This is a genomic window from Leisingera sp. ANG49, assembly GCF_059694505.1.
In genome coordinates this window covers 2,501-5,725 of the sequence record NZ_JCATZN010000025.1, presented here as the reverse complement: position 1 = coordinate 5,725, position 3,225 = coordinate 2,501, and the positions used below count along the sequence as shown (strand labels likewise).

At 54.5% G+C, this 3,225-nt stretch carries 1 tRNA gene and 2 rRNA genes (1 of these 3 running past the window's edge); all 3 read right to left on the bottom strand.

Features of this window, described 5'->3' with window-relative positions:
* Nucleotides 1-77: transfer RNA gene (locus AC58NV_RS23355), tRNA-Met, on the bottom strand.
* Nucleotides 78-122: 45 nt separating this feature from the next.
* Nucleotides 123-237, bottom strand: a 5S ribosomal RNA gene (gene rrf, locus AC58NV_RS23350).
* Between the two features lie 203 nt (nt 238-440).
* Nucleotides 441-3,225 (bottom strand): 23S ribosomal RNA (locus AC58NV_RS23345) (it continues 43 nt past the right edge of the window).

Genomic DNA, 3,225 nt, shown 5'->3' with positions numbered 1-3,225 from the left:
TGGTTGCGGGAGCAGGATTTGAACCTGCGACCTTCAGGTTATGAGCCTGACGAGCTACCTGGCTGCTCCATCCCGCGTCAGGTGTTTTTGTATCGTTCGGAGAGATATTTGGATTTTACTAGGTTTGGCGGTGACCTACTCTCCCAGGGCTTGAGCCCAAGTACCATCGGCGCGACAGTGCTTAACTTCCGGGTTCGGGATGGGACCGGGTGTTTCACTTGTGCTGTAGCCACCAAACCAAGAAAAATCCATCTGCCTTCGGCAGGTGGATTTTCTTGGTTGGCGGTCGGCAGCGTATTTGCGAAGCAAATGCGCGAGAGACCGCACCCCAGTTACGTCACGGGACGTTTCCACAGGCGGAAGGCAGTACAATCAACATGTCCAGGTTCAGTTAGGGATGTGTTTGCTTATTTGGTCTGTAACACTGTCTGTTACTGGATCAAATCAAGCCTATCGGGCGATTAGTACCGGTCAGCTGAACGCATTGCTGCGCTTACACCTCCGGCCTATCGGCGTGGTGGTCTTCCACGGCCCTCAGGGATACCTTGTTTTGAGGGGGGCTTCCCGCTTAGATGCCTTCAGCGGTTATCCTGTCCGATCATAGCTACCCAGCACTGCTATTGGCATAACAACTGGTCCACCAGTGGATCGTTCACCCCGGTCCTCTCGTACTAGGGGCAACTCCTCTCAAGTATCCTACACCCACGGCAGATAGGGACCGAACTGTCTCACGACGTTCTAAACCCAGCTCACGTACCTCTTTAAACGGCGAACAGCCGTACCCTTGGGACCTGCTCCAGCCCCAGGATGAGATGAGCCGACATCGAGGTGCCAAACACTGCCGTCGATATGGACTCTTGGGCAGTATCAGCCTGTTATCCCCGGCGTACCTTTTATCCGTTGAGCGATGGCCCTTCCACGCGGGACCACCGGATCACTATGGCCGACTTTCGTCTCTGCTCGACTTGTCAGTCTTGCAGTCAGGCTGGCTTCTGCCATTGCACTCAACGAGCGATTTCCGACCGCTCTGAGCCAACCTTCGCGCGCCTCCGTTACTCTTTAGGAGGCGACCGCCCCAGTCAAACTACCCGCCACGCAGGGTCCCGGATCCGGATAACGGACCGCGGTTAGACATCAAGAGTGCGAAGGGTGGTATCTCAAGGGAGGCTCCACCGGGACTTGCGTCCCGGCTTCGATGCCTACCACCTATCCTGCACATCACAATCCTGATGCCAGTGCGAAGCTGTAGTAAAGGTGCACGGGGTCTTTCCGTCTAACCGCGGGAAGCCTGCATCTTGACAGGCAATTCAATTTCGCTGAGTCGATGTTGGAGACAGCGGGGAAGTCGTTACGCCATTCGTGCAGGTCGGAACTTACCCGACAAGGAATTTCGCTACCTTAGGACCGTTATAGTTACGGCCGCCGTTTACCTGGGCTTCAATTCGGAGCTCTCACCCCTCCTTTTAACCTTCAGGCACCGGGCAGGCGTCAGACCCTATACGTCGCCTTACGGCTTCGCAGAGCCCTGTGTTTTTAATAAACAGTCGCCACCCCCTGGTTTGTGCCCCCGGATCCAAGTTGCCTTGAACCCGGGCCTCCTTCTCGCGAACTTACGGAGGTATTTTGCCGAGTTCCTTCAACATCGTTCTCTCAAGCGCCTTGGTATTCTCTACCAGTCCACCTGTGTCGGTTTAGGGTACGGTCTGATGGAGGGCTATTTCCAGGGACCAATCAGCGGCCCGCCCAATCCGATAAGGGCGGACAACCTTCATGATCCGTCACATCCTCCTGGCCTAGGAATATTAACCTAGTTCCCATCGCCTACGCCTTTCGGCCTCGGCTTAGGGGCCGGCTTACCCTGCTCAGATTAGCTTTAAGCAGGAACCCTTGGACTTTCGGCGAGAGTGTCTCTCACACTCTTTGTCGCTACTCATGTCATCATTCTCGCTAGTGATCTCTCCACCGGATGGCTCACGCCCCGGCTTCATCGAAAGCCTCTCTCCTCCAACGTATCCGAAGATACTAAGGAGGAATGAGACTATGTCACACTACGCTCTGCTACCATGCACTATGTGCATCCTCGGCTTCGGCTCATGGCTTGAGCCCCGTTACATCTTCGCCGCAAGACATCTTGATTAGACCAGTGAGCTGTTACGCTATCTTTAAAGGATGGCTGCTTCTAAGCCAACCTCCTGGTTGTTTTGGACGTCTCACCTGCTTTCCCACTTAGCCATGAATTGGGGGCCTTAGCCGGAGGTCAGGGTTGTTTCCCTCTCCACGACGGACGTTAGCATCCGCCGTGTGTCTGCCATCTAGTACTCCCGGGTATTCGGAGTTTGGTTAGGATCAGTAAGCCTGTGGGGCCCCATTACCCATCCAGTGCTCTACCCCCCGGGGTATTCGGATGACGCTCTACCTAAATAGATTTCGCAGAGAACCAGCTATCTCCGAGTTTGATTGGCCTTTCACCCCTAGGCACAGCTCATCCCGATCCTTTTCAACGGATGTGGGTTCGGTCCTCCAGTGCGTGTTACCGCACCTTCAACCTGGCCATGCCTAGATCACTCGGTTTCGGGTCTGATCCCACGAACTCATGCGCCCTATTAAGACTCGCTTTCGCTGCGCCTACACCTAGCGGTTTAAGCTTGCTCGTGAGACCAAGTCGATGACCCATTATACAAAAGGTACGCTGTCAGCCCTCAAGGGGCCTCCAACTGATTGTAGGCGTTCGGTTTCAGGTACTGTTTCACTCCCCTCGCCGGGGTGCTTTTCACCTTTCCCTCACGGTACTGGTTCGCTATCGGTCAGTAAGGAGTACTTAGCCTTCGGAGGTGGTCCTCCGGTCTTCGAACAGGATTTCACGTGTCCCGCCCTACTTAATACGTCCCTCAGAGCTTCCCATACGGGGCTGTCACCCGCTCTGGCTGCGTTTCCCAACGCATTCTGGTCACTCATCAGGCTCGGCTGGTCCGCGTTCGCTCGCCACTACTAACGGAGTCTCTATTGATGTCCTTTCCTCCGGGTACTTAGATGTTTCAGTTCCCCGGGTTTGCTCTTAAAGACCTATGTATTCAGTCCTTAAGTACCTGGTTAAGCCCATTATTGATTAGCAGAGCTAACAATAACGAACTTTCAGGTGGGTTCCCCCATTCAGAGATCTTGGGATCAAAGCCTATTCCCGGCTCCCCCAAGCTTATCGCAGGGTATCACGTCTTTCATCGCCTC